Annotated in this window: 23 protein-coding genes; 6 read left to right on the plus strand and 17 right to left on the minus strand. The window is 57.8% G+C overall.

The genetic code is table 11. The annotated features are described in order from the left end of the window. Entirely contained in the window at nt 1-429 is a 429-nt protein-coding gene (gene mscL, locus ACR0DH_RS10295; protein WP_480548445.1) for a large conductance mechanosensitive channel protein MscL, read from the minus strand. Between the two features lie 145 nt (nt 430-574). Here mscL and ACR0DH_RS10300 point away from each other — a divergent pair, with 145 nt between their 5' ends. After that, nucleotides 575-1273, plus strand: a complete 699-nt coding sequence (locus tag ACR0DH_RS10300) for a glutathione S-transferase family protein (RefSeq protein ID WP_480548443.1) — start codon at nt 575-577, stop codon at nt 1271-1273. A gap of 63 nt (nt 1274-1336) precedes the next feature. Here the strand turns inward: ACR0DH_RS10300 and ACR0DH_RS10305 are convergent, their stop codons facing one another. Beyond that, complete coding sequence (locus ACR0DH_RS10305) at nt 1337-1786, minus strand: YtoQ family protein (protein ID WP_353013522.1); 450 nt, start codon at nt 1784-1786, stop codon at nt 1337-1339. Between the two features lie 85 nt (nt 1787-1871). Next, a complete protein-coding gene (locus ACR0DH_RS10310) occupies nt 1872-2507 on the minus strand; it encodes a class I SAM-dependent methyltransferase (RefSeq protein WP_480544428.1) in 636 nt (211 codons plus the stop codon). An 84-nt stretch (nt 2508-2591) separates the two neighbouring features. Here ACR0DH_RS10310 and ACR0DH_RS10315 point away from each other — a divergent pair, with 84 nt between their 5' ends. Next, the gene (locus tag ACR0DH_RS10315; RefSeq protein WP_480548441.1) at nt 2592-3476 is read left to right on the plus strand and encodes a LysR family transcriptional regulator; all 885 of its coding nucleotides are present in this window, start codon (nt 2592-2594) and stop codon (nt 3474-3476) included. Between the two features lie 45 nt (nt 3477-3521). Here ACR0DH_RS10315 and pheT read toward each other — a convergent pair whose 3' ends face one another. The 9 genes from pheT to ACR0DH_RS10360 form a co-directional block, all read right to left on the minus strand. Further along, complete coding sequence (pheT, locus tag ACR0DH_RS10320; RefSeq protein WP_480548439.1) at nt 3522-5918, minus strand: phenylalanine--tRNA ligase subunit beta; 2397 nt, start codon at nt 5916-5918, stop codon at nt 3522-3524. Between the two features lie 78 nt (nt 5919-5996). Further along, the gene (locus tag ACR0DH_RS10325; RefSeq protein WP_480548437.1) at nt 5997-6800 is read right to left on the minus strand and encodes a CE1 family esterase; all 804 of its coding nucleotides are present in this window, start codon (nt 6798-6800) and stop codon (nt 5997-5999) included. A 529-nt stretch (nt 6801-7329) separates the two neighbouring features. Then, nucleotides 7330-7641, minus strand: coding sequence for a hypothetical protein (locus ACR0DH_RS10330; RefSeq protein ID WP_480548436.1), 312 nt, complete (start codon nt 7639-7641; stop codon nt 7330-7332). A gap of 8 nt (nt 7642-7649) precedes the next feature. Next, complete coding sequence (gene pheS / locus ACR0DH_RS10335; RefSeq protein WP_480548434.1) at nt 7650-8723, minus strand: phenylalanine--tRNA ligase subunit alpha; 1074 nt, start codon at nt 8721-8723, stop codon at nt 7650-7652. An 85-nt stretch (nt 8724-8808) separates the two neighbouring features. Continuing rightward, complete coding sequence (locus ACR0DH_RS10340; protein ID WP_480548432.1) at nt 8809-9879, minus strand: Hint domain-containing protein; 1071 nt, start codon at nt 9877-9879, stop codon at nt 8809-8811. A gap of 106 nt (nt 9880-9985) precedes the next feature. Beyond that, entirely contained in the window at nt 9986-11356 is a 1371-nt protein-coding gene (locus ACR0DH_RS10345; RefSeq protein ID WP_480548430.1) for a glutamate--cysteine ligase, read from the minus strand. A gap of 67 nt (nt 11357-11423) precedes the next feature. Continuing rightward, nucleotides 11424-11951: a hypothetical protein gene (locus tag ACR0DH_RS10350; RefSeq protein ID WP_170535662.1), complete on the minus strand. Its 528-nt coding sequence runs from the start codon at nt 11949-11951 to the stop codon at nt 11424-11426. Continuing rightward, a complete protein-coding gene (locus tag ACR0DH_RS10355) occupies nt 11948-12793 on the minus strand; it encodes a GNAT family N-acetyltransferase (protein ID WP_480548429.1) in 846 nt (281 codons plus the stop codon). The genes ACR0DH_RS10350 and ACR0DH_RS10355 overlap by 4 nt, the downstream gene beginning before the upstream one ends. Continuing rightward, nucleotides 12790-13515 carry a 16S rRNA (uracil(1498)-N(3))-methyltransferase gene (locus ACR0DH_RS10360; RefSeq protein WP_480544437.1) on the minus strand — a complete coding sequence of 242 codons (726 nt, stop codon included), beginning with the start codon at nt 13513-13515 and terminating at the stop codon, nt 12790-12792. The genes ACR0DH_RS10355 and ACR0DH_RS10360 overlap by 4 nt, the downstream gene beginning before the upstream one ends. 12 nt (nt 13516-13527) lie before the next feature. On the opposite strand from ACR0DH_RS10360, the gene ubiA reads away from it, so the two are divergent. From ubiA to ACR0DH_RS10375, 3 genes are all read left to right on the plus strand, one after another. Next, nucleotides 13528-14490, plus strand: coding sequence for a 4-hydroxybenzoate octaprenyltransferase (ubiA, locus tag ACR0DH_RS10365; protein WP_480548427.1), 963 nt, complete (start codon nt 13528-13530; stop codon nt 14488-14490). Nucleotides 14491-14553: 63 nt separating this feature from the next. Then, nucleotides 14554-16473, plus strand: coding sequence for an OmpA family protein (locus tag ACR0DH_RS10370; RefSeq protein WP_480548425.1), 1920 nt, complete (start codon nt 14554-14556; stop codon nt 16471-16473). 1 nt (nt 16474) lies between these two features. Then, complete coding sequence (locus ACR0DH_RS10375) at nt 16475-16795, plus strand: hypothetical protein (protein ID WP_170446384.1); 321 nt, start codon at nt 16475-16477, stop codon at nt 16793-16795. 39 nt (nt 16796-16834) lie between these two features. Here the strand turns inward: ACR0DH_RS10375 and ACR0DH_RS10380 are convergent, their stop codons facing one another. From ACR0DH_RS10380 to pgsA, 4 genes are all read right to left on the minus strand, one after another. Beyond that, nucleotides 16835-17542, minus strand: coding sequence for a hypothetical protein (locus ACR0DH_RS10380; protein WP_480548423.1), 708 nt, complete (start codon nt 17540-17542; stop codon nt 16835-16837). Between the two features lie 82 nt (nt 17543-17624). Then, nucleotides 17625-18068, minus strand: coding sequence for a molybdenum cofactor biosynthesis protein MoaE (locus ACR0DH_RS10385; protein ID WP_480544440.1), 444 nt, complete (start codon nt 18066-18068; stop codon nt 17625-17627). Nucleotide 18069: 1 nt separating this feature from the next. Next, complete coding sequence (moaD, locus tag ACR0DH_RS10390) at nt 18070-18315, minus strand: molybdopterin converting factor subunit 1 (protein ID WP_480544441.1); 246 nt, start codon at nt 18313-18315, stop codon at nt 18070-18072. Between the two features lie 3 nt (nt 18316-18318). After that, nucleotides 18319-18987, minus strand: a complete 669-nt coding sequence (gene pgsA / locus ACR0DH_RS10395) for a CDP-diacylglycerol--glycerol-3-phosphate 3-phosphatidyltransferase (protein ID WP_480548421.1) — start codon at nt 18985-18987, stop codon at nt 18319-18321. Nucleotides 18988-19157: 170 nt separating this feature from the next. Here pgsA and ACR0DH_RS10400 point away from each other — a divergent pair, with 170 nt between their 5' ends. Beyond that, nucleotides 19158-20042 (plus strand): DMT family transporter, encoded by an 885-nt coding sequence (locus ACR0DH_RS10400; protein WP_480548419.1) that lies wholly within the window; start codon nt 19158-19160, stop codon nt 20040-20042. On the opposite strand, the gene uvrC is transcribed toward ACR0DH_RS10400, so the two are convergent. After that, on the minus strand, nt 20039-21913 hold the full coding sequence (gene uvrC / locus ACR0DH_RS10405; protein WP_480548417.1) for an excinuclease ABC subunit UvrC: 1875 nt from the start codon (nt 21911-21913) through the stop codon (nt 20039-20041). The genes ACR0DH_RS10400 and uvrC overlap by 4 nt on opposite strands. Between the last annotated feature and the right edge of the window lie 135 nt (nt 21914-22048).

A 22048-nucleotide genomic window follows, 5' to 3' on the forward strand; every position in this document is an offset into this window, starting at 1 on the left:
TTACTTCTTCAAGGCGTCCCGGATTTCCATGAGGATATCCAGCTCGCTTGGGCCAGCGGGGGCTTCTTCGGCTGCTTCCTCTTCTTTAGCGGCTGCATCCTTAACGCGGTTCACGGACCGTACCAGCATGAAGACAACCCATGCGATGATCAGAAAGTTTATGACCGCCATGATGAACGCACCATAGGCAAACACCGAAGCGCCTGTTTCACGCGCGGCCTCCAGGCTCGCCCCTTCGGCAACGTCACCTGCAAGCACGGCATAGTTATTGGTAAAATCAATCCCGCCTGTGAACAGACCAATCAGTGGATTGATCAGGTCCCCGACCAATGATGTCACGATTGCGGTGAATGCAGCACCGATAATGATACCCACAGCCATGTCCATGACATTGCCCTTGGCAATGAATGTTTTGAATTCCTGGATCATGTGTTCCCTCTTTCCTGTTGTTAGCGTTTTTCGCCTCTGTTCGCGCATAGGCGCAGATTAATTGTGCGCTAATTGCACCCTAAAACATATTTTTTTATGGGAAAGCATGCCTATTTTTCCCCAATCAGATCATTCAGGAGAGCCCATGTCCGCTTTAGCCCCCTTCGCCGTGACCCAAAAATGGCCCGCCAAAGATCCATCGGTCATTCAGCTCTATTCCTTCCCAACCCCTAATGGGGTCAAAGCATCGATCATGTTGGAAGAAACCGGTCTTCCTTATGAGGCACATAAGGTCACACTGGCCGATGCCGACGTCAAAAGCCCCGAGTTTCTGTCACTGAACCCCAACAACAAGATTCCGGCGATCATTGATCCCAACGGTCCGGATGGTGAACCTATCGGCCTGTTCGAAAGCGGCGCGATCCTGCTGTATCTGGCCGAAAAGACCGGCAAGTTCATCGGGCAGAGTGCATCCGACAAACACCATATTACCCAATGGCTGATGTTTCAGATGGGTGGCATTGGGCCGATGTTTGGCCAGCTTGGTTTTTTCCACAAGTTCGCAGGCCGCGAGATCGAAGACCCCCGTCCCCGTGAACGCTATGTGGCCGAGGCCAAACGCCTGCTGAACGTCCTGAACACGCAGCTTGAAGGTCAGGATTGGGTTGCCGGAGACTACTCGATCGCTGACATGGCCATCGCCCCCTGGCTGCGCGGATTGGACTTTTACGAAGCGAAGGATTTGGTCGACTGGGACGATCACGCCAATGTCGTGGCCTATCTGGATCGTTTCCTTGAACGGCCTGCGGTTCAAAAAGGCTTGGTGACACCCGCGCGAGACTAGGGCCCACCGTACCCGTTGCCGATATCGGGCTTGCGGCCAAGAACCGGTCACAAGCCCATCTTCTTAGCCAGGCAGCTTACCGGTCAGCACATAGCGCAGAACTTCGACCACCTGAGCGGGTTCCTCAGCTACAGCAAGTGCGGCGGCGTCGACCTCTTTCAGCGCGTGCTGATGATCCGGCCCGTGCAGCACGATCAACGATTTGCCCAATGCAGCTGCGTATCCGGCGTCAAACGCTGCATTCCACTGTTTGTATTTGTCGCCAAATCGCACAACCACTACATCGGCGTCAGCGATACCCTTACGTGTGCGGATCGCGTTGACCATCGCACCCTTATGGTCATGCCAATACTTGTTCGGCTCAGCACCCAGAATGGCAACGCCGCAATCGTCACTGGCGGCATGATCGGTGACCGGGCTGTTGAATGAAACATCCAGCCCCTGTGCACCATCGATGATTTGTTCGCGCCAATCGGTGTGAATTTCCCCAGATAGATAGACGTTCAGGCCCATGGTTTCCTCCAAAACAGTTTGGACCCTACTTAAGCGGCAATCACGCAAAGCCCAATGCGTAAGCCGAAGAAACCGCCCAGGATTGCTATTTCTTTTGCGCCACCAGATACCGAGACGGGGGCTTTGCCGGATAGTTCCCGCTTTCGACAATTTCAAAGCCAGCATCTGTGATCGCAGCTTCAAGCGTTTTTACGTCGAACAGGTTCACATAGGGCGCTTTGCCAAACAGCTGCATCACAGGCAGCATGAGTTTCATCAGTCCGAATTTAAAACCCAAACTTCCCTCGGTAAGGCAAGGTGTTTTGGATATGAACAACCCGCCCGAGGGCAGACGTTCATAGATGTCCGCAAAGGCCTTTTCAATATCCGGCACAAGATGAAACACGTTGAAGCCAAGAATGACATCAAAGGACTGTTCATCGTCTGGCAAGGTGATGTCGATAGGCGTGAACGAGATATTGTCGACCCCTTCTTTTTTCGCCTTATCCCGGCCAATATCCAGCATCGCGTCAGAGAAATCGCTGGCCGTGATATGCGCGACTGACGATGCAAGCAGCAGCGCGGTTGAGCCGGTTCCGCAGCCAAGCTCAAGAACGTTGTGCTGTTGGGTCAGATAGGACCGGGTCCGTCCCAGAGTGTATTCATACGACTCCATGTCACGGATTGGGCTACGCGCGTATTTCGCCGCAATGCCATCCCAAAACTTTGCACCAGTCTTCATGGTAAATCTCCTTTGCGACCTATCTACTCATGCGGATATTGAATAGGAATTGCGGAAGATCGCAGAACACTTATACATATTTGTATGGCCAGCATCGATGAATTTGATTGGAACCACATGCGCGCCTTTCTGGCGACCGCAGATACTGGATCGCTTTCAGCAGCGGCGCGGCAACTGGGACAGAGTCAACCAACCCTTAGCCGCCAGATCGCTGCGCTTGAGGCCGATTTGGGCGTTTTGCTGTTCGAGCGCGTGGGCCGCGCGTTAGAAATCACGCAGGCTGGTTTGGAGATTCTGGAACACACGCGCGCCATGGGCGAAGCTGCCAATCGGATCGCCTTGACGGCATCTGGTCAAGCGCAATCGATCGAGGGGCGTGTTCGGATCACCGCGAGCGATGTCATGTCAGCGCACATTCTGCCGGATTTGCTACGCGAGGTTCAGGCACAAGCTCCACGTCTGCGCATAGAAGTGATCGCTTCGAACGATGTGAGCGACCTGATGCGGCGCGAAGCCGATATCGCAATCCGCCATGTGCGACCTGAACAACCAGATCTTATCGCCAAACTGGTGCAGCAAGCGCCCGGCCACTTTTATGCGTCTTCCGCGTATTTGAACCGCATGGGGCACCCTGAATCCAAAAGCGATTTGCCCAACCACGACTTCATTAGCTTCGGCGACGCCCATCAGATGATCGCTTATCTGGCGCCACTTGGCATTCACCTGACGGAAGATAATTTCAGGCTCGGTTCACAAAATGGCGTTGTTGCTTGGGAATATGCCAAACATGGCTTCGGCATCGCCCCCATGTCGCAGAATGTTGGGGATGCGGCTACGGAGATGGAGCGGGTTCTGCCAGATATGGACCCCTTTGAATTTCCAATCTGGTTGGTCGCGCATCGCGAGCTGCACACCAGTCGGCGCATCCGGTTGGTCTTTGATGTGCTGACCAAGTTCTTCTCAAACTGAAAAGCGCGCCAAAAGGCGCGCTCTGCAAAGTGTATATTGCTGCGACTACCCGCGTAGGACACCGCCCGTCGCTTTGGAAACCTTGGCGATGATCTTCTCGGCCACCGCCTCGATATCTTTTTCTTTAAGCGTCGCATCGGTTGGTTGCAGGCGCACGGTGATGGCCAAGGATTTCTTGCCCTCTCCCAAGCTACCCCCGATAAATTCGTCAAAGACGCGCACATCCTCGATCAACGCTTTGTCGGCTCCCGCAGCGGCGTTGACCAGCGTCAGCGCCTCGACACCTTCATCGACGACAAAGGCAAAGTCACGCTCGACCGCCTGCAAATCACGCAGCTCCAAAGCCGCGCGGGTCGCGCCGGATTTACGGGGCAGAGGCACCTGATCCGGCCAAATGGTAAAGGCCATCGCCGGGCCCTTGATATCCATCGACTGCAGGATGCGTGGATGCAATTCACCAAACACGCCCAGCACCTTTTTCGGACCCAGGCAAATCTTGCCGTGACGGCCCGGATGCCACCAGGCATCCCCATCACGCAGGATCTGAACCTTAGCAGGCGCGCCGATGGCTGCCAGAACAGCCTCAGCATCCGCTTTGACATCAAATAGATCAACCGGTCGGGACGCGCCATGTACGTCCTTTGGACCCGAACGGCCAACCAGAAGGCCGGTGATCTGCGTTTGCTGTTCCCCTGGCTCGCCGTCATGGAACACCGGACCAACCTCAAACAGGGCCACATCCGTATAGCCGCGCGCCTGATTGCGGGCCGCGGCCTGAAGCAATCCGGGCAGTAGATCCGGGCGCATGTGGCTCATCTCGGACGAGATGGGGTTCTCAAGCTGGGTCGCCGCATCCCCGCCTCCGAACAAAGCCGCTGCATCCTGATCAATGAAAGTGTAGGTAACACATTCATTGTAACCCAGTGCAGCGCAGGTGCGCCGCGCCATCGATTGGCGGCGCTGTGTCGGGGTCATCACCGGCTTCGGGATGCCATCGGTCACGCGTGGCAATGGTTTGCCCTGCAACTTGGTCAGCGAAGCAATCCGTGCGACCTCCTCCACCAGGTCAGCCTCACCCATGACATCAGGGCGCCAGCTGGGCACATGGGCCATTTCACCTTCGAGGCGGAAGCCCAGGCGCGTCAGGGTCTGGCGCTGATCGCTTTCAGGAATATCCATGCCAACCAGAGACTTCACACGTTCCGAATCCAGCTTGTAGGCACGCGCATGGTTCGGCGCTTTGCCAGCCTCAACCACCTTGGACGCTTCACCACCACAGATATCTAGGATCATCTGGGTCGCATGTTCCAGCCCTTCCAACGTGTATTCCGGATCAACGCCGCGTTCGAACCGATACCGTGCATCCGAGTTAATCTTGAGCGCACGACCCGTAAGGGCGATCTGCACGTGATCCCAGAAAGCGCTTTCAAGAAAGACATTCACTGTGTCTTCGGTACAGCCAGTCTCTTCCCCGCCCATGATACCAGCAATCGATTCGGGGCCGTTGTCGTCCGAGATTACCATCATGCCGGGGTGCAGCGTGTATTCCTTCTCATCCAGCGCGACCAGTGTCTCGCCACCCTTGGCGCGATGGACGCGCAGGTTTCCCTGTACCTTGTCCGCATCGAACACATGCAGCGGGCGGTTGTGGTCGAAGGTCATGTAGTTGGTGATATCCACCAGGGCCGAGATCGGACGCAGGCCAATCGCCTTCAGTTGATCCTGCAGCCATTGCGGGCTTGGGCCGTTCCTCACACCTTTGATCAGTCGTCCCGTGAAATGCGGCGCACCGTCCAGCGTGTCCTCATCAATGGTCACCTTGATCGGGCTTTCAAAATCACCGGGCACCGGAACGTAGTCGCGTATCTTCAAAGTCCCCAGACCGCGCGCTGCCAGATCACGCGCAATGCCCGCAACGCCCAGCGCATCGGGACGGTTCGGGGTGATCGCAATCTCGATCATCGGGTCGATCTTTGACGGGGCATTCTCGGCCAGCCAGTCAACGAACTGATCACCAACCTCGCCCGAGGGCAGCTCGATGATACCGTCATGTTCATCCGACAGCTCCAGCTCGCGTTCCGAGGCCATCATGCCAAAGCTTTCGACACCGCGGATCTTGCCAACACTGATGGTGATATCCAGACCGGGGATATACATGCCCGGTTTGCAGACCACGACAGTGATGCCTTCGCGCGCGTTAGGGGCGCCACAGATGATCTGCAGCTCGCCTTCGTCGGTGTCGACCTTGCAAACGCGCAGCTTGTCGGCGTCAGGGTGTTTTTCGGCATGTTTCACATGGCCCAGCGTAAAGCCCTTCAACCGGTCCGCCGGGTTCACGATCTCTTCGACCTCAAGGCCAAGATCGGTCAGCGCCTCGGCGATCTCATCAACCGACGCATCCGTATCGAGGTGGTCTTTCAACCAGGACAGAGTGAATTTCATTGCAAGCGGCCTTCTTGGGCAAACATCCGTTTGGCACAGGCAATGGCAAAGAATGGGCCGGGGTGCAAGCGCTGCGCGTCATGGATAGGTCGGGGTGCGTCCCAAAAGCTCGTCCAATTGCCGCCCGATCCAACCGTGGGGGATGAAATGCCCGCCGGGATGGGTGTCCAGCACCACCTGCCCCTGCGCGCAATCGGTCCATTCCATGCGGCTAAGCGTCAGGAACGGCTCGACACTCCAATCCCCGCGCGGGGTTGCATCATGGCAATCATAAGCCGCGCGCCACAGGGCCACCGGATAGGTCGTGTCGCCGTTTGCGCCATAGGGAAAATCCATCACTTTATCGCGCAGGCCATGCACATGGCGCGCCTCGACCGGGGCCTCTGGGCAGGTTTCGGTCTGCTGAATTGAACCGGCCACGGCCAGCAAGGCGGCGATGTCATCGCCCGACTGGCACACATAGCGCCACGCCATCGCGCCGCCATAGGAATAGCCCGAGACATAGATGCGGTCGCGGTCAATCGGATAGTGTTTGGCCACATCCTCCAGCACCCGGTCGGCAAAGGGCACGTCCCGCGTATCCGCCGACCAGAAGTTCCAGGTTTTGCCCAACCCGTTGGGGGCGACCAGCAGCACGCCCCGTAGCTTGGTCGCCCCGGCAATGCGTTCGTGGTTCACCACCACGGTCCCCTGCCGCGCCCAACCGTGGAAATGCAGAAGCACCGGCAGAGGCGTCTCGCCGTCCCACCCCTCTGGCTCCAGCACGTGGTACGAGCGGTCGCCAACCTGACAGGCGGTATCGCCGTGGCATTCGGTGTTCCACGGCCCCATGGCAAAGGCCGGTGTGGCTGTCATCAGAAGGAAAAGCAGTCGATAGATCATGCGCCTGACCGTACCCAGCCTGAGCGCCGAGTCACGTCACAAGCCCGTGGGGCAATGTAACAAGCCGCGTCACCGCCAGACCGTGGGGTGGCGATCCTTTGTTTGTGGTGGGCAGTTTATACTGGCCAAATCCGCGCGCTTTCCGAGCGGTACGCGGGGGGAGACAAATCGCCAGCCCGTGCGGGCGGTCTGGCGATGGCGCGGTGACCTATCGGTCTTTGCTCCGCGCCTATTTCTTATAACGATCAATAAGCTTCTTGGTTTTCCACAATTGAGCCTCTTTGTCTCGCGCCGCTCGTTCTCGTTTTTCCCAAACCTTCTGATTTGCCATCATAAAAAGGAGAGGGAATGGTGCGGATATAAGCAAAATTAGTGCGCTCACCCATCCAGGCAGAAAACTCGCAAGAGCACAAAAGAGAACGAACCAACCAAAGAGGACTACATTCCCCACCCAACGACCATTGCGGGAAGAAAACACAAAACTCCAATCATAGAATTTCGAAAGATATACTCCTAGTAGATACATTATCTACCACCACTTCCAAAAACTGCTGCTCCGTCTATTGATCAGGTCTTGGGTTTTCTCTCTTTGAAACCTGTCGCGCAGATAGAAACCTCCTGTTCGCAAAAACTCCAGCGCCGCAACTAGAACGCCCGGCAGGAACAGAAGCGCGGATAAAAGAAAAGCGATCAACACGGTCGATGAGTCTCTTTCCCAGACCCACGATGCGAGCGTTGGCAGCACAAATACCGCGAGAAACAAACACAACAGCCATAACAAAGGATAGTTGGAAACTCTACGCTTCCACCAATCCCGATATGCTGTGAGCCAGTCGTTCAAAGCTACCTCTATCGCGACAAACCACCATGCAGGTTCGGCATATCCAACGCCGCAAACCCATAGTGCCGCAGCCAGCGCAGGTCGCTATCAAAGAACGCCCGCAAATCCGGAATGCCGTATTTCAGCATCGCCAGACGGTCGATGCCGATGCCAAAGGCAAAGCCCTGATAGACCTCGGGGTCGATGTTGCCCGCAGCGATCACCTTGGGGTGGACCATGCCCGAGCCCAGAATCTCCATCCAGTCATCGCCCTCGCCGATCTTCAGCTGACCGTTATCCCAGGAACAGCGGATATCGACTTCGGCCGACGGTTCGGTGAAGGGGAAGTGCGAGGCGCGGAAGCGCAGTTCGACATCTTCGACTTCGAAGAAGGCCTTCACGAACTCTTCCAAAACCCATTTCAGGTTCGCCATCGAGATGTCTTTGTCGATGGCCAACCCTTCAACCTGATGGAACATCGGAGTGTGGGTCTGGTCATAGTCAGCGCGGTAGACACCGCCCGGACAGATCACGCGGATCGGCGCGCCCTGCAGCTCCATCGAGCGGATCTGTACCGGAGACGTATGCGTCCGCAGCACATGCGGCGGGCGATTTTCGCCCTCAGCACGGTGCATGTAAAACGTGTCCATCTCGGCGCGCGCGGGGTGGTGGCCGGGAATATTCAGCGCGTCGAAATTGTGCCAGTCGGTCTCGATCCGCGGCCCTTCGGCCACCGAAAAGCCCAGTTCGGCAAAGATCGCGGTCAGTTCCTCGGTTGCCTGGCTGACCGGGTGGATCGAGCCCTGACGGCGCGCTCGGGTCGGCAGGGTGACGTCCAGCCATTCGGTGCGCAGACGCTCGTCCAGTGCCGCATCTGCCAGCGCAGCCTTTTTGGCGGCAAGCGCCGAGTTGATCTCATCCTTCAGGGCATTGAGCGCCGGGCCTGCGACCTGACGTTCCTCGGGTGTCATCTTGCCCAGCTCGCGCATCTTCAACGCGACCTCGCCCTTTTTACCCACGGCAGCGACACGGATCGCCTCAAGCGCGTTTTCGTCGCCCGCCTCGGCGATCTGACCCAGATATTTTGTCTTTAGATCGTCCATGACGCTTCCCGAACTTGGCCCTGATTGCTGTTGAAGACCTGCTATCACAGCAGCCCGCGAAAGCAAGAGGGGGCGCGTGGCGCAATCAGACCGAGCGCAACAATGCCACGGCTTTGCCTTGCCAAACAGGTCGGGTAACCTTGCCGTAAGATGCAGGTGAGCGCCGGAGTTCCGGGAACAAGGTAAACAGTTCTTCGGCCGTTTCCGGTGCCAGCCCAGCCAGACCCTGACGGCCAGGGAAAAAGCTCTCTGATACAAGACCAGCCGTGCTGAGTAACTGGTGGTGATCAAACAGCAGGTGAACATAGGTGACGCTGTCGCTCGGCGCCTGGATCACGGTGGTTCCGTTGACCAGCGATATGGCGGGCACCAGTATCTCGGCTTCACCGAACATCAGTTCTGCCTGCCAGCCGGATATCAAAATGCGGTGCTGCGGCGAGACCAGCACATCAGTTTTTGCCCCCAGCGTGCCTGCGCAAATCTGGATCGGCGCGAACCGACCACGCCCGGGCACGGTACGCTGGCCAACCCAACGCACCGGTTGCAGGCCATTGTCCAACGTGCTGACAGAGTCGCCCGGTTGCAGCGTTTCGATCCGTCGCGCCCCATCCGATGTATCCACCATCGTCCCGGCGGTGAAGCAGGCGGCGCCGCTGTCCCCGGGGCTTACGGGAGCATACACCAGCGTATTGGTGTCTGGTCGATTGAACTGCAGCGATGTCGTGGTTTGGTTCGGGCCGACCAGCACGGGCAGATTGACCGAGGTTTCCCCCGCTGCAAGCCCATTCTGAGCAACGATATTCGTCGTGCCGCCACCAATATCGTAAAAGTCGATCACCTCTCCTGTGGCTGTGTTGGTTAGGGCGTACGCTTCGTAGTTTGTCGAGCCGCCACCGTTTGGATCAGTGAGCAGGATCGGGAAGTCATCCGCTGAGATTACATAGACAACCTCATTGTTGTCGGTGTCGACGGTCACTTGCGCCGTTGGAACACTGGTGAGCGGGATTTCAATCCCGACCTGACCATTGGCCTGATAAAAGGACACAGTGAAATTGGCAGGGTCTTCGGAGGCACCAATCGACACTTCCAAAAATTCGCTGACGCCCGAGCTTGCGGCATAGGCGTTGGAATAGTGGAGTTCGCTGATACGGGCCAAACATCACCCTCCGATACAGACACGCGACAATATCCGTCATCCCAGACCGTATTCAATCCGAGAGGAAGACACTGGCAAACCGAATGTTAACCGGAAAATGGCCTATTCAGTAGCTGTATTCGGGATAAATCCGCGTCAGATCGCCGTTCCAGTCACCATTGTAGTGTTCCAGCAACTCATCAGCAGGCACCTTGCCGGTTTCGATGCTTTCCTTCAGCGCATTCAGGAAATGCGTCTCATCTGGCACAAGACCCCCGGCACCCGGACGGGCGCGGGATTTGAGCCCGGCTTCTGAGATCGCCACAACCTCGCGCGCCAGATCGTGCATCTTGATGTCGCCAACTTGCGCTTGCAGGCCTTTGACGGCGGCTTGCACCCGCAATTCCTCGCGCGTTTCAGCATCCCAGCGCTTGACCAGATCCCAGGCGGCATCCAGCGCGCCTTGGTCGTAGGTCAGGCCAACCCAGAACGCAGGCAATGCACACAGCCTGCGCCACGGGCCACCATCGGCCCCGCGCATTTCCATGAATTTCTTGATCCGCGCTTCTGGGAAGGCGGTGGTCAGATGATCGGCCCAATCCGACAAGGTTGGTGTTTCACCGGGCAAAGCGGGCAATTCGCCTTTCAGGAAATCCCGGAAGGATTGCCCCAAGGCGTTGATGTATTCGCCGTTGCGGTAGACAAAATACATCGGCACATCCAGCGCGTATTGCACATAGCGTTCAAAACCGAACCCATCTTCGAACACAAAGGGCAACATACCGGTACGCGCATCATCCAGATGCCGCCAGATATGGCTGCGCCAGCTTTTCTGGCCATTGGGTTTGCCTTCGAAGAACGGCGAATTGGCGAACAGCGCCGTCGCCACCGGCTGCAGGGCCAGCGCGACGCGCAGCTTCTGAACCATGTCGGCCTCGGAGCCAAAATCGATATTGACCTGAACCGTACAGGTGCGGCGCATCATGGCTCGTCCCATGGTGCCGACTTCTTCCATGTAATCGTTCATCAGCCGATAGCGCCCCTTGGGCATCAACGGCATCTCCTCATGGGTCCAGATCGGAGCCGCGCCCAGACCAATGAAACCCACACCGATCTCGTCGGCGATGTCCTTCACCTCACGCAGGTGAGTATTCACCTCATCGCAGGTCTCGTGGATCGTCTCGAGCGGAGCGCCTGATAGTTCCAGCGCACCGCCGGGTTCCAGGCTGACATTGGCCCCGTCTTTTTCCAAACCGATCAGCTTGCCGCCTTCACGTACCTCGCCCCAGCCATGGCGATCCCGCAGCCCCTCCAACACCGCCACGATCGAGCGTTTGCCTTCAAACGGCAGCGGCTTAAGGGTGTCTTTGCAATAGCCGAACTTCTCGTGCTCGGTCCCGATGCGCCAATCTTCCTTGGGCTTGCAACCCGATTCCAGATATTCGGCCAGTTGTTCGTGGCGTTCGATGGGACCGCCGCCGGACTGAGGGATAGACATGAGACCTGTGCTCCGATCCTGATGTGTCTGTCTTGACGGTCAGTCGTGGGCGCAATTGGCGCCAGTGTCAATGCAACCGAAGATGCGCGGGACGTGAGGGCGTGCGCTCCCAAATCACCACCGGATGCGCCGAGCGGCCGTTCAATTCCGTCAGCATTTGCTCGGTTTTCAACCCCGGCAGGGCCGAGAAAACATCGAACAGCGCCTCGGCCCCTTCCGCATTCACAGGAATGTGAAGCGCCGGCTGCCCTGGTTGGTCCAAAACCCAATGCGCCGGGGCCGAGGTGGGATCAAGCGCCAGCCGTTCAATCTCACGCGTGGCAACCATGCCACCGTCCAGCGGTCCGAAATAGGTAATCTGGCCCTCGTCCACCGTCACAATGCCCTGCCCGCCCGATCCCGTACGAAACCGGGCACGTTGAACCCCGATCACAGCCAAGGCACTGGCGACCACAACCAGCACCCATCCAAGCCATCCCAGCAAACCACCCGGTCCGTTGATCCAACTGAGGCCGAGGATCAGAACAAACACAGCGATCAGCACTTCGCGCCAGCGCCATAGGGCCAGCTTTGCTTCGGGTCGGATAAAGCTCATGACAGCACCTTTTGTGGGTTTTGTAAAAGCGCGATGCGATACCAGCCAACCTGCTGGAACCCGAGCGCCTCGTAAGCCCGTGCAGCAGGTGGATTGTTGGCAAATAGAATGGCGGTGTCTGCACCCTGGTCCTTTGCCTGTTGCAAAAGCGCGGTAGTGACCTTGCGGCCAAGCCCCCGGTTTCTGTTCTCACGTGGCACGAAAACTCCGCCGACCTGAATATGACCCGCAACCGCCGCATTGATCGCTGCCATGGCCACCGGGGAGCCCTCATCCAGCAAAACGATGACGCGGCCGGATTGGACATCCATCGTGGCGCGACCGTCAGCCATATCGCGCGCTTCTTGACCGCTGGCCTGACCAGTGTCCTCGAAGTAGTCTGCAAACCAATTTAGCAGGATCGGGCGGTCCGCGTCGGTAGGGGCGCGATATGGCATCGGAGCTGTCGGGAGCTTCTGTAGATCAAGGCGATAAAGCGGCTCATCATGGTGCAGGCGATACGCTGCCTCCCCAATGCCCAGCGCTTTCAGAATAGCCTGAACCTGCGGGGCAACGCCGGTCATACCCAACACCGTCTGATCCTTGATCATGTCTGCGAAACCTTGCGCAGCCTCTGGCGTACTGTCCGGCAGCTGCGCCATCAGATACCCTTTTTTCGTCAGGCCGAACACGCCTTCGATCTGGTTTTTTCCCCAGACAAAGAATCGAGTCGAATGCTCAGATTCTGTGAACCCTACGCCATGCGCTGCTAGATTACTGCGCAGGAACATGGATGTATCGGGATAGTCGGCCAGAAACACCTCAATCGCCGGGGCATCAGATGGGTTGGCTTCCCGGATCATGACCAATCCCCCAATGCCTGTTGCCACATGGTCAGCGAGGCGACCGCTGCTGTATCGGCGCGCAGGATACGGGGCCCGAGGCTGACAACATGCGCATAGGGCAATGCCGCCAAACGCGCGCGCTCTTTGTCAGAAAACCCGCCCTCGGGACCGATGAGAATAGCCCATGGCTGGCCTTTCTCATTGGCGGCCAATCGAAGGGCCGAGCCAGCCTCGGCCTCATCACAAAACATCAGGTTCCGCCCCTCAGGCCATGTGTCCAGCACCCGGTCCAACCGCTTCAACTCGGCGACCTCGGGTACGAAGGTTCCGCCACATTGCTCGGCAGCCTCAACCGCATGGGCTTGCAGGCGATCTTGCCGAATACGTTCGGAATTGGTGAATTCTGTCTGCACCGGCAGAACCCGCGCAGCCCCCATCTCGGTTGCTTTTTCCACAATGAAATCCGTGCGCGCCTTTTTGATCGGTGCAAAAAGAAGCCACAAATCAGGGGGCAACTGCAGCGGTTTGGTCTGCTCCACACAGCTCAGAACACCGCCGCGTTTTCCGGCCTCGGCCACCTCGGCCAGCCACTCGCCATCCTCGCCATTGAACAGGGCCACAGACCCACCCACCGACAGGCGCATGACACCGAACAGGTAATGGGCCTGCTCGCGCGTCAATTCAACGGATTGCCCCTGACCCAAAGGCTGATCTACATACAGTCTGATCTTCGCACTCATGAGGCCTTACATATGCAAGGCAATGCCCCAACACCAGATGGTCAGGTCGCTGATGCCGTAAGCGGGAACTGGGTAGACACATATGCCCCGAACTTCACCCGCCCGTATCTGCGCCTCAGCCGCGCGGACCGACCTATCGGCACATGGCTGCTGCTGATTCCCTGTTGGTGGGGTTTGGCGCTCGCAATTTTGCATGACGGGCAACCCAGGCTCGAAGATTTGTGGATCGCCATCGGTTGTGCACTGGGTGCCTTCCTGATGCGCGGTGCGGGTTGCACCTGGAATGACATCACAGATCGCGAGTTCGACGCGCAAGTGGAACGCACGCGGTCGCGCCCTCTGCCATCCGGGCAGGTCACCGTTCGGCGAGCTGTGATCTGGATGATCCTACAATGTGTGCTGGCTCTGGGCATCCTGCTCAGCTTCAACCAAGCGGCAATTGCGATGGGCGTTCTGTCGCTGTTGCCCGTGACGATCTATCCCTTTGCCAAACGGTTCACATGGTGGCCTCAGGTGTTTCTGGGCCTTGCTTTCAACTGGGGCGCTTTGCTGGCTTGGGCAGCCCACACGGGCAGTTTGGGATGGCCCGCAATCACGCTCTATCTGGCGGGGATTGCGTGGACGTTGTTTTATGACACCATCTACGCGCATCAGGATGCGGAAGATGACGAGCTTGTCGGTATCAAATCCACCGCACGCCTGTTTGGCACCGATACCGCCAATTGGCTCAAATATTTTCTGGTGGCCACGGTGGCCCTGATGGGGCTGTCGATTGTCGACGCCATGGTTCCCCATGCATCCATTATGGCGCTGGTCATTGCGCTTGGCGGCCCCTGGGCCATGGGCTGGCACATGATGTGGCAGTTGCGCGGGCTGGACATCGAAGACAATAGCAAGCTGCTGCAATTGTTCCATTCCAACCGGGACACCGGCCTTATTCCGCTGATCTTCCTCTGCGTTGCACTGTTGCTCTGATTGCACCTTCTGGCCGGGGTCTGTAAGAGTTCGCCAAACGCCCGAGGAGTTCAAAGCCCGCACATGCGTCTGCCCTATGTTCTGTCTGTTTCCCTGATCTTTGCTGTGTCTGCGGGGCTCTCACTGTTGGCGGCCAGTTTTGCCGTCACAAAGATCGAAGAAACGTCGGAATTTGCCGTGCGCCGCGCGCTGGACCTGAACGGCCACGATTGGGCCGAAGTGCAATCCGACGGGCTGCGCGTTGTTCTGACCGGGACTGCACCGGATGAAGCCAAGCGCTTTAATGCCCTGACTGCCGCAGGCACCGAGGTCGATACTTCGCGCGTCATCGACGAGATGGGTGTCACCCTAACCACCGCTCTGGCCGCGCCCCGCTTTTCGACTGAGATTCTGCGCAACGACAGCGGTATCTCGATCATCGGCCTGATCCCGGCCAGTGAGGATCGGGAGGAACTTGTCGACAGGTTAAACGATCTGGACCCGACCGTGGCAGTGTCGGATCTGATGGAGACCGCGGACTATCCCAAGCCCGAGGGCTGGGACGATGCCATTACCTTTGCCATCAGCGCGCTTTCACGACTCCCCCGTGCCAAAATATCGGCCAGCCCAGGGCTGGTTCGGGTGACGGCGATTGCCGACAGTCAGGCCCAGAAAGAAAGGCTGGAGCAGGCGCTGACCCGCGCTGCCCCGCCCAGCTTGCGGATCGGCCTGTCGATCTCGGCCCCGCGCCCGGTGATCACACCCTTCACGCTGCGCTATCTGATCGGCGACGATGGCGGACGGTTCGATGCCTGCTCGGCCCAGGATGAGGATGCCCGCGACCAGATCATGGCGGCGGCTCAGTCCGCAGGTTTGACTGCCCCGTTCAGCTGTACGATTGGCCTGGGCGTCCCTACGCCGCGCTGGCCCGAGGCGGCTTCGCTGGGAATCAAGGCATTGGCGGAAATCGGCCAGGGATCATTGACTATATCTGACGCAGATATGACCCTGATCGCCGCGCAGGGCACAAATCCGAACGTGTTTGATCGTGTGGTGGGCGAGTTGGAAAACGCACTGCCCGAGGTCTTCGCCCTGCACGCCGTTCTGCCAAAACCAGAGGCAGAGGGGGCAAATGAGCCCACCGAATTCTCAGCTACCCGCAGCCCCGAGGGCCTTGTGCAACTGCGCGGTCGGGTCAGCGATGAAACACTGCGCGACATGGTCGACAGCTATGCCCGCGCAACCTTCGGTTCGGAACAGGTGTACACCGCCACCCGTATTGTCCCCGAACTTCCAGGGGACTGGCCCGTGCGCGTTTTGGCCGGGCTTGAGGCGCTGTCTCAGCTTCACAATGGCGCGCTGACCGTTACGACGGAGACGGTCGACCTGCATGGCATCAGCCATGATCAGGAGGCAAAAGCCCGGATCGCTCGCCTGTTGTCCGAGAAACTGGGCGACGCGCAAGAATTTAGCCTGTCGATCACCTACGTGGAGCCGCCCGAGCCCGAGGATGCCCTGCCCGACCCAGAGCAATGCGAAGAACAGATCGTCCAGATACAGTCCGCCAGCAAAATCGCGTTCGAGCCCGGCTCTGCCACGATTGCAAGCGACTCGCGCAATACAGTTAATCAGATCGCCGACATCCTGCGCGACTGTGGTCCAATCCGGATGGAGATTCAGGGTCATACCGACAGTCAGGGCCGCGAAGAGATGAACCAACAACTCAGTCAGGCGCGCGCGCAATCCATATTAAACGAGTTGCGCGGAAGGCGGATTCCAACCTCAAGCTACACAGCCGTTGGCTATGGTGAAACGCAACCCATAGCCGACAATGAGAGCGAAGAGGGCCGCGAAGAAAACCGCAGAATTGAGTTTCGTCTGATCCGCCCCGCGCCCACCGAGAACACCGAGACAGGGCTGGAAGCGCTTGAGTCCGAGACAGGCGCGGCAGAACAGACCGACACGACCGCATCGGAACCCGAGGCGGATGCAGAGGACCAGTAAGTTGAACAGAATCGAATTCATCATCGCCACAGCCATCATCTTGTTCGCGGCGTTCTGCATGGGCTGGTTCGCCAACTGGCTGGCACATCGCCTGTCGCGCGTCCGTCAAAGCGACGTGGCCGATCTGGACCGCATGAGCCAGGAACTTCACGAAGCCGAAGAAACCCGCGATCAGGCGATCACCTACTTGCAACAGCGCGAGGCGGAGCTGACCAACCAACTAACCCAGACTGAGGCCGAGCTGGCCGCCGCCATGGACGGGCTGCGCGCGGCAAGGCAGGAGGCTGAGGAGTTGCGCGGACGGATCAACAACGCGGATTGAGTTCAACCAAAGATCAATGCCAACAGAAACTGTCAGCCTTCATTCGCAGGTTGTGCTCGCTTCAAATGTTTGTCGTGCATCGCCAGAAAATGAATTTAGGTTGGTCTGAATTGACTCAATGAACTTTTGATCTCCGTAACCGCCAATCAACATAAGATACTTGTCCGCAACACGTCGGGAAAACAGTTTTTCATGCATGGGCTCTGCGCCCCCAAAGGCGAAAAATTCGCTTGTCAACCCGCGCTCAATCAGGCTCTGGGCAACTTTGGCGTGGAACAGCTCGAAGGATCTCATGAATTGGACGTAGTTTGCAACTTCAATTTCTGCTCCGAGTGCTATCAACGCACGGCGGGCATACTGATCATAGGGCGAAAACACTTCTGGCATTCTGCAGAAGAGATACTTAGAAACCAGAGAGACGGGCCTTCCGTAGGCAGTTCTCGTCTTATTCAGATCTTCTAAGTCCAGAACAAAACCAGGGCTGCTGATAGCGCACAAATTTTGGTATCGATCAGCAATTTTTGTAAGCGCTTCACACAGTTCCCGCCTTTTGTTCTTGTTTGCATTTCTAGCAACTTTCCAAGTTATCAAAAAACGTTTGAGTTGCTGCTCGGTAATTCTAACGTTGTATCGAATTCTGTCGCTATGCGCTTTTTCGCTTTCGTGTTTTTTCCCGCTTTGGAACCATGCGCGACTTGCTTCGAAACATGCCAATAGAAGTCGGTTTTCCGGATCGGAGAGCTGCACAGATGTTACTTTCCTTATAGTGCGTCTTCGGGAATCTGGTTCGTAGTTCTCACAGAGTAGCTTAGGCAGGGTTAATGATTTACTACCAACGCCCCAGCGCGTCTTCGTCCTCATCCTTTGCGGCAACCCATTCCGCGCCTGAGCGCGTGATCTCTTTCTTCCAAAACGGCGCGCGGGATTTGAGGTAGTCCATAAGGTACTCGGCCGCCTCGAACGCATCCTTGCGATGCGGGGCGGCCGTGGCCACCATCATGATCCGGTCCCCTGGGGACAACCGCCCATAGCGATGAATGACCAGCACATCCCCCAATGACCATCGCATCTGCGCCTCTTCGGCGATCTTGGTGAGGGCGCGTTCGGTCATGCCCGGATAGTGTTCGATCTCCATCACGTCCAGATCACCCGAGACCAGATCGCGCACCACGCCGGTAAAGGTCACGATGGCGCCATTGGCGTCGCCCCCGGCGGCAAAGGCATTAGCCTCGGCCCCCAGATCGAACGGCTGTTCCTGAACGACGATACGCATGTCAGCCGCCGGTCATGGGTGGAAAAAACGCCACTTCGCGCACACCATCCAAGGGCGCATCGAAATCCGATAGTTCCTGATCCAGCGCCACGCGCAGGGCCGAGATATCGGCAAATGCAGCAGCATAGCGGTCTTCACGTGCGCTGAGTTCTGCAACCAGTTCCGACACGGTCGCTGCATCTGTCTCGACCTTCTCTTTCGGCAGACCGATCCGCTCGCGCACCCAGGCGAAATACAGCACGTTCATCGGTTAGCTCTCCTTCAGATGAGGCATGGCTTTACGTAGGTAGTCATAGCCGGTGATCAATGTCAGCGCCGCAGCGATCCACAGCAGCCATAGGCCGATCTGGCCTGACCAGTACATACCCTCAAGCGTCCAGCCTATGTTGTTCACATCCTCTATTTGGCCGGTCAAAACCTGATCAATGGTGGTCGGGTCCATGCCAAACGTGGCCATCACAAAATAGTGCTCGAAGATGCCCTGCGAAAACAGGATTGCGATCGCCACCATTTGCGCGGTGGTCTTCCACTTGGCGAGCTTGGTGACCTTGAGCGTTCCTGCGACATCGCCCAGATACTCGCGCAGGCCTGAGACGAAGACCTCGCGAAACAGGATCACGGTGGCGGGCAGGACCAACCAGGGGGTCCAATGCTCGGTCGAATAACCGACAAGGATCATCAGCGCGACAACCACCATGGCCTTATCTGCAATCGGGTCCAGCATGGCCCCGATCTTGGTCTCCTGCTTCCACGCGCGGGCCAGATAGCCATCGAACCAGTCGGTGATCGCTGCCGACAGGAACAGGATCAGCGCAAACCAATCCGCATAGGGGCGGGTGAAATACAAAAACATTACGGCCAGACCGGGGGCTGCCAGCAGGCGCAGCAGTGTCAGAATATTCGGCAGGTTCCACTTCATGAGCAGACCCTACATCGCCGGGTCAGGACAGAAAAGACAAAGGGTTAAAAAACCGCGCCAATCCCAGAGGCTTGGTCAAAGTGGCACAGCCGACCCGATGTACCCTTTTTCGCACTTGGCCCCGGGCCGGAATGGCGTCAGATTGCCGATGAATTTGCCAAGGGCACAGCATGACCCCACATATCGAAACCGATGCGCGCGCCAATTTGGTTGGCAGCGCCTGGATGATCGGCGCAATGGCGTGTTTCGCGCTTGAAGATGCACTGCTGAAAGCCACCGCCCTGGCCTTGCCCATCTGGCAAACACTCGTCCTGTTCGGGCTGGGTGGGTCGCTGATCTTTGCCAGTGTCGCCAAGGCGCGTGGCACACGTTTGTGGCAGCCCGACGTCTTGTCGCCTGCAATGAAAATCCGTGCAGTTTTTGAGATTCTAGGGCGCCTGTTCTACATTCTGGCCTTCACATTGACTCCGCTATCCTCGGCCACTGTGATCCTGCAAGCCACGCCGCTGGTGGTTGTCGCCTGTGCGGCGCTGCTGTTTGGCGAAACCGTTGGATGGCGACGGTGGAGCGCCATTCTTGTGGGTCTGATCGGCGTCGTGATCATCATCCAACCAACAGGCGACAGCTTTAGCGTCCTGTCTTTGCTTGCCGTGTTCGGGATGTTGGGGTTTGCAGGGCGTGATCTGGCCAGCCGTGCGGCACCGGCCAGTTTGGGCATCGAGGTTCTGGGGTTTTATGGCTTCGCCTGTGTGATCATCGCGGGGTTCTCCTATAGCTTCTGGGAACAAGCACCCATTGTATCGCTGCCCCTCGATACAAGCCTGCATATGGCCGGCGCCGTGATCCTCGGAACCATTGCCTACGCGTCGCTGATGAAGGCCATGCGGACCGGAGAAGTGTCGGCTGTGACGCCCTTCCGTTACTCCCGCCTGCTGTTTGGGGTTGCGTTGGGCGTAATCTTCTTTGGCGAGCATCTGGATCAGACAATGTGGATCGGCAGCGCGCTGATCGTGGCATCTGGGCTTTACATCCTGTGGCGCGGACGGCGGGCCTAGCCCTTGTCATGGAAGAAATCGTAGACTTTTTGCGCCAACCCGGCTGAGATCCCCTCGACCGCTTTCAGATCTGCCAGATTGGCGCGGCTGACCGCCTTGGCGCTGCCGAAATGGGTCAGCAAAGCACGTTTGCGCGCTGCACCCACGCCGGGGATTTCGTCCAGAGGCGTCGCCCCAACCGCCTTGGCGCGTTTCGCGCGATGGGTGCCGATGGCAAAGCGGTGAGCCTCATCCCTGAGGCGCTGAATAAAATACAATACAGGGTCGTTGCGTTTCAGGGCAAAGGGGCGCTGACCGATGCGGTGGAATTCTTCCTTACCGTGGTCCCGGTCGACGCCCTTGGCGACACCCACCATCGGGATGTCTTCAAAGCCATACTGTTCCATGATCTCTTGCACTGCGCTCACCTGCCCGGCCCCGCCATCGATCAGCAGCAGATCGGGCCACATGCCTTTGTCGCGGTCGGGGTCTTCCTTTTGCAGGCGGGTAAAGCGACGGGTCAGAACCTCTTTCATCATTCCAAAGTCATCGCCCGGGGTCAGGTCATCGCCGCGAATGTTGAACTTGCGATAGGCGTTTTTCATGTAGCCTTCGGGCCCTGCCACGATCATGCCACCCACCGCATTGGTGCCCTGGATATGAGAGTTGTCGTAAACCTCAATTCGTGCCGGAGGCGCATCCAGATCAAACGCTTCGGCCACACCGCGCAGCAGCTTGGCTTGCGTGGCACTTTCCGACATGCGGCGCGCCAGCGACTCGCGCGCATTGCGCAGGGCACCGGCGACCAGCTCTTGTTTTTCACCGCGTTGAGGCACAAGGATTTCAACCTTGCGACCTGCCTTTTCAGTCAGCGCCTCTTGCATCAGATCAGCATTCTCGACCCCGTCTGACAGGATCAACTGGCGTGGCGGTTCCTTGTTGTCGTAGAATTGACCTAGGAAGGCCTCCATCACCTCAGCCGGAGACACATCGGCCCCAACCCGGGGATAGAAATCCTTGTTCCCCCAGTTCTGGTTGGCCCGGATGAAAAACACCTGCACGCAAGCCTGTCCGCTGTCCATATAAAGGCCGATCACGTCCGCCTCGGTCACACCGCGCGGATTGATGCCCTGGCTGGTCTGCACCTGCGTCAACGCCCGGATGCGATCACGCAATCCTGCGGCGCGTTCGAACTCCATCGCTTCGGACGCGGCCATCATTTGGTCGGCCAGATCTTCCTGCACCTTGGTGGATCGCCCCGATAGGAACCGTTCCGCATCTTTGACACTTTCGCGGTAGTCGCCCTCGGAAATCAGGCCAACACACGGTCCCGAACACCTTTTGATCTGATACAGCAGACAGGGCCGCGTCCGGCTGTCGAACATGGAATCCGAGCAATTGCGCAGCAGGAATGCCTTTTGCAACTGGTTCAGCGTCCGGTTCACCGCCCCCGCACTGGCGAAGGGCCCGAAATACGTGCCTTTTTCCTTCTTCGCCCCACGATGCTTTTTGATCTGCGGAAAGGCATGATCTTTGGCGACCAGTATGTTCGGAAAGCTCTTATCGTCCCGCAGAAGCACGTTGTACTTAGGCTTAAGCTGCTTGATCAGGTTTTGTTCCAGCAGCAGCGCCTCGGTCTCGGTCCGTGTGGTCAGGAACATCATCGATGCGGTCGCGGCAATCATCTTCTCGATCCGACCGGAATGCCCCGGGCGCGTATAGTTCGACACCCGCGCCTTCAGGTTTCGCGCTTTGCCCACGTACAAAACCCGACTATCGGCATCCAACATCCGGTAGACGCCAGGCGAACTGTCCAGCGTCTTCAGATAGCGCTGAATGCAGGCGTAGCCGGTTGGCTGAGTGTCCGAGGTCGATTCGCTTGGGCCGGTCATAGCTCTGAGATATGATTCTCTGGCATTGGCTGCAATCTTGTGGACCACAGTTCAAGAGAAAACAAATCCACGGTTTCTGTGGATAAGTATGCAGATAAGTTTCCCTGATCTGGGAATCTTCCTTGTTTCATTGCC

This window comes from Ruegeria sp. I1, assembly GCF_056532675.1.